This window comes from Bacillus sp. 05T31, from assembly GCF_056396725.1.
Window position 1 is genome coordinate 1 of the sequence record NZ_JBFTMA010000264.1, and the last position, 5,258, is coordinate 5,258.

At 34.6% G+C, this 5,258-nt stretch carries 6 protein-coding genes; all 6 read right to left on the bottom strand.

Annotated features, from left to right (window positions below; translation table 11 throughout):
- A partial coding sequence (locus AC1DJR_RS16400; protein ID WP_477003035.1) for a malate synthase occupies positions 1-1,027 on the bottom strand: 1,027 nt, incomplete at its 3' end.
- Positions 1,028-1,216: 189 nt separating this feature from the next.
- Positions 1,217-1,879, bottom strand: a complete 663-nt coding sequence (locus AC1DJR_RS16405) for an S-layer homology domain-containing protein (protein ID WP_477003036.1) — start codon at positions 1,877-1,879, stop codon at positions 1,217-1,219.
- 363 nt (positions 1,880-2,242) lie between these two features.
- Positions 2,243-2,893, bottom strand: coding sequence for an S-layer homology domain-containing protein (locus tag AC1DJR_RS16410; protein ID WP_078202956.1), 651 nt, complete (start codon positions 2,891-2,893; stop codon positions 2,243-2,245).
- A 388-nt stretch (positions 2,894-3,281) separates the two neighbouring features.
- Entirely contained in the window at positions 3,282-3,446 is a 165-nt protein-coding gene (locus AC1DJR_RS16415; RefSeq protein WP_429687845.1) for an S-layer homology domain-containing protein, read from the bottom strand.
- A gap of 75 nt (positions 3,447-3,521) precedes the next feature.
- The gene (locus AC1DJR_RS16420; RefSeq protein WP_477003037.1) at positions 3,522-4,199 is read right to left on the bottom strand and encodes an S-layer homology domain-containing protein; all 678 of its coding nucleotides are present in this window, start codon (positions 4,197-4,199) and stop codon (positions 3,522-3,524) included.
- A 77-nt stretch (positions 4,200-4,276) separates the two neighbouring features.
- Complete coding sequence (locus AC1DJR_RS16425) at positions 4,277-5,185, bottom strand: DMT family transporter (protein ID WP_477003038.1); 909 nt, start codon at positions 5,183-5,185, stop codon at positions 4,277-4,279.
- Between the last annotated feature and the right edge of the window lie 73 nt (positions 5,186-5,258).

Here is a 5,258-nt window from a genome sequence, read left to right on the forward strand (position 1 = left end):
CTGCCTCATTTGCTTCWGGATCATTTTTAATTGGGATTTGCGCCGCCATCCCTCCGATTGCTGGCGCGTTACGACGATGACACGTTTGAATAACTTTCAAAGAATACGCGCGCATAAACGGCGCTGTCATCGTGACTTGCGCTCTATCCGGAAGTAAAAATTCATTATGATTACGGAAGCTCTTTAAGAAACTAAATATATAATCCCATCGTCCGCAGTTTAAACCAGCAGAATGATCTCTTRATTCATACAAAATTTCATCCATTTCAAATGAAGCGTGAATCGTTTCTATTAACACAGTCGCTTTAATCGTTCCGTTCGGAATGCCGATATACTTTTGAGCGAATATGAAAACGTCATTCCATAATCTTGCCTCTAAGTAACTTTCCATTTTCGGTAAGTAAAAGTACGGGCCACTTCCTTTTGCTAAAAGCGTCTTCGCATTATGGAAAAAGTACAAACCAAAATCTACCAAACTGCCAGACATGTTCTTGCCGTCAACTTGCATATGTTTTTCTTCTAAATGCCACCCTCTCGGACGCACAATTAATACAGCTGTTTTACTATTTAAACGATATTCTTTTCCGTTTTCATTTTTATGTGAAATCGTTCCCTTATTCGCATCTCGTAAGTTAATTTGACCTTCGACAGCATTTCTCCAAGTTGGTGCATTCGAATCTTCAAAGTCTGCCATAAAAAGATGTGCTCCTGAATTTAAAGCGTTAATGACCATCTTTCTATCCACCGGCCCAGTAATCTCCACGCGGCGATCCTCTAAATCTTTCGGAAGCTGGGCAATTGTCCAATCCCCTTCACGTATATGCTTTGTTTTTTCTAAAAACGTAGGAAACTCCCCTGCATCAATTCTTTTTTGTTTCTCCACACGCTTTTGTAAAAGTTCCGTGCGGCGTTCATTGAAATTTTCATGCAGTTCCTTTAAAAAACTAAGCGCCTCAGGTGTCAATATTTCGTTGTACGCTGGTAACATTTCTCCGGCCAGTGTAACCCGTGAAGTTTGCGTCGACATATTAGCATCCCCTTCTTAAACTGTCTTATAACAGATTTGATTTTATGTTTTATATTATATAACAAATCTTCGGAAAAGGAAGTTTTTTTTGAAAATTTAATCACTTTTTTTACAAAACTGTATTCTTCCACCGGCATTACACATAAAAAAGAAGCCAGTGTTATACAACACCGGCTCCTTTTTTATTATTTATTCAAAMATTGWKTTAAATAAGAACTGTGCATATTGTTCACGTGTTACTTTCATGTTYGGAGCRAAGTTACCCTTTCCATCTCCTACTGAAATACCATTTGAACCTACTGCATTAATCGCATTTTCTGCCCAATGTCCCTTTGGTACATCTTTAAATCCTGCTGGTCCTTGTACCTGTAACCCAAATGCTCTCGTAAGAACTTGCGCCATTTCTGCACGTGTTAACGTAGCTTTTGGTCTGAAGTTTCCATTCTCGTCACCTGTAAAGATACCTAATTCTGTTACTGCTAAAACTTCAAAAGGAAACATCGTTGAGTTGTCATCAACAATATCATTATACGGGCTTTCTAATACCTCATCTTCACCAAATTGTTCATCAAGATCTAGTGCGCGATAAATTAAAGCGGCTACTTGTTCACGATTTACGTTATGTCCAAAACCGAACACACCATTTCCGTAACCAAGCATAATTTCATGTTCTGCTAAAGTTTGAATTGCTTCATAAGACCAATGCCCTTTCGGTACATCTTTAAATGTAACAGGAGCAGCTTGTTGTTGTTTCACTGCTACTTCAGCATTTGCTGTAGTACCTTGTCCGCTAAATSCAATTCCACCCATAATTGTTAAAGCTGTTGCTACTTTTAAAATCTTTTTCTTCACTGTATTCTCTCCCTAAAAAAAACATATTTTTTTCTAATATAAAGAATTTATGGAAAAGTAACAATACACTTACCCATATAGTGTTTGTCTAATTTGTGAACTGTACTTCATATACTTATCTTTTTACTTAATTAACAATAAAGTTACTAAATCGTACTTTTTTCCCATAAAAAGTAACTATAATTAACCTTTTTTTTCCATGATTACTAACCACCGAACTATGAACAGCAGAATAAATATACAGATAAACAATTTAAAATAAGAAAAAAGCGCGTAATTTCCGCGCTTTTTTTTAAAGAAATATGATATGTTAATATAATTTTATTTTTCTTGTACTATATTTTTAAAAACTTCCGTTTCATGTTATTCATCTTTCAAATTAAAATTAATAATAGCTTTATTTAAAAATGTTGCATATTGCTCACGTGTTACAACTTTATTTGGTTCAAACTTTCCATTCCCTGTTCCTACTATGACATTATTAGCTTGCAGAGCACTAATTGCATTTTTTGCCCAGTAATTATTTGGTACATCTTTAAATGTATGCTGTTGCTTCGCTTCAAAGGAATATGTCTGTGTAAGAACTTGCGCTACTTCTGCACGTGTTATTGTTTCTCTAGGTCTAAAGTTCCCCTTCTCATCACCTTTAAAAATACCGCGCTCTGTTAATGCTAAAATTTCATTTGGAAACATTGTTGATCTTTCAGAAATATCCTTATAAGGATTTTTTAATGGGCCTTCATGTTTTATATTAAGTGCGCGATACAGTATTGCCGCCACTTGTTCACGGGTTACATTATCACCTACACCAAACTTTCCATTTCCATAACCTAGCATAACTTTATGATACGCCACTTCTATAATATATTCATATGCCCAATGGTCTACTGGAACATCATCAAATACAATCATTTCTGGATATTCTTCTGCTTTTATATTAGGAACATTTGCGCTTACCAATACTCCACCCATAATAGTCGCTGCCGCCATTATACGGAACATTTTTTTCTTCATTGTCCTCTCTCCTTCATTTCCTCTTTATTAAAAGTGGAAAATAATAGACTAAATTCTTTTCCCATATTACATATGCTGYATTTGCAARCCGTATGTAATATATTKCATTTTTAACATCTATTATTTTGAAGATTACTAGGTGAGCCAATTCGCTCTCAATTCCAATTGGTATTCTGAATTGCATGCAAATCATTTGAAGAAATATTCTTATCTTTGCGCTCTAGTTTCTCTGTTTGATTTTCAAAAAGGATAAACAAAAGCTTTTGCAAAGATGTTATATATACAATATTCTACTATCTACTAATCAAGTCCTTCACTTATAAAAATTTCACTTTATAGACAAAAAAAGCGCAAATATCATATTTGCGCTTTTTTCGAGCTTCATAGATTAATCGTTTGCGTAGAATCTATGAAGTGCATTATTTAAGAACTTCGCATACTGCTCACGGGTTACAAGTTTTTCTGGTTCAAATAAACCATTACCCGTTCCAAATATAGCTTTATTAGACTGTAAGGCGCTAATCAAATCTTTAGCCCAATGATTTTCTGATATGTCATTTCACTTTTCATACAAAAGGTACAAATATGATCTATTTGCACTTTTACTACATAATAATGTAGCTCTTATTTATTCCATTTTCCCTGGCGAATTATCGATTGCCTTTTTTAAGAATTTCGCAAATTGCCCGCGTGTTACAAGCATTTCAGGTTCAAATTTCCCAGCGCCTGTTCCTGCTATAACGTTATTAGATTGCAGCGCACTAATCGCATCTCTTGCCCAATAATCCTCTGATACGTCTGTAAATGTATGATGTCGTTTTGCTTTCAGATTATATGCTTTTACCAAAATTTGCGCTAGTTCCGCACGAGTTAACGTATCTTTTGGACGGAAGTTCTGATTTTCGTCTCCTTTAAAAATACCGATCTTTGTTAAGTGTAAAATTTCATAAGGAAACATTGTTGATTTCCCGTCAATATCTCCATATGGATTTTCAATATGTACATTTCGTTTCAAATCTAGTGCGCGATACAGTACTGCTGCTGCTTGTTCACGGGTTACATTATCTTCTACACCAAATTTCCCATTTCCGTAGCCATACATAATCCGGTAATATACTAAATTCATAATTTCATTATAAGCCCAATGATCATTTGCTAAATCATCAAATTCTAGCATAATATCAGGTGGAGGTGGAGATTGTTGAATTCCATCTATATTTGCTGAAACAATATTACCGCTAACAAATATCCCCCCTATTAAAGTTAATGATGYCGCTATCTTTAATAACTTTTTCATCTCTCTCATCCGCCTCTTCCTTTATTTTCCTACTTTTGTATTGTACAAAAAATAAGAAAATTCTCAATACGATAGGAGGTAATTTTTCACACTTCATAATACGTATTTTCTTTTACCACTACTTTTTCATCCCTCGTTTTTCGAAAAGTAAACGCCATTCCTATAAATATAAGAATAATCCCTACAATTTGCATACTAGTCGGTCTAAAACCGGTAAAAATCGTATCTAACAAAATTGCAACAGCAGGATCTAAAAACACTAATACAGAAATAAGTCTCGTCGGTAAATCTCTTAAACTGTCAAAAAATAAGTAATATACAAACCCAGTATGTATAAGTCCTGTCGCAGTAATCATCATCCAGTTCATCTCTGTTAATCCTTGAAAATGTCCGAAATCTACGAATGGTAGCAATAAAAATATGCCTAAAAACGTTTGTAAAAAGGTCATCGCATATGCRCTCGTATGCTGAATCCCCTTTCCTAGTAACGTGGTAAAAGCATAAAATAAAGCCGCAAGAAGTGCCCATACCATTCCAGATGACATTAATTTCTCAAGCGACATACTACCGTCCACTCCAGCTACTAACACTGTGCCGATAAAACAAATAACAATGGACATAACAGCAAATACTGTTAGCCTCTCTTTAAATACAATACTACCGATCATTAATACGATAATTGGAGCGAGRTGATACACTGAAATCGCAATTGTAATCGACATGAGTTCAAACGCTTTAAATAAAAACACCCAGTTAAAAACGAGAAATACGCCACACGCTAATATTTGCACAATTTCTTTTTTATTCCATTTCTCATTTTTATATTGTCCTGTTGCAAACCAACATAGCGTTAAAAATAAAGTCGCACAAATACAACGAATAAATACTAATTCAAAAGATGGTAAACCCGTTTGGACAGAAAAAAATCCAATCGATCCGAAAATAGACATCGAAAGGATCATTTTTATAGCCGGCATTGATTTTGAATGAAACAATTTTCTCCTCCCCCTACAATCATCTCTTTATAAACTAAAAATTCTAAAAACATTACATATCATTATATATCAC

Bases quoted from the DNA above. Each gene is read 5' to 3' on its own strand.
- AC1DJR_RS16410 (WP_078202956.1), bottom strand. From the start codon at position 2,893: ATGAAGAAAAAAATGTTCCGTATAATGGCGGCAGCGACTATTATGGGT.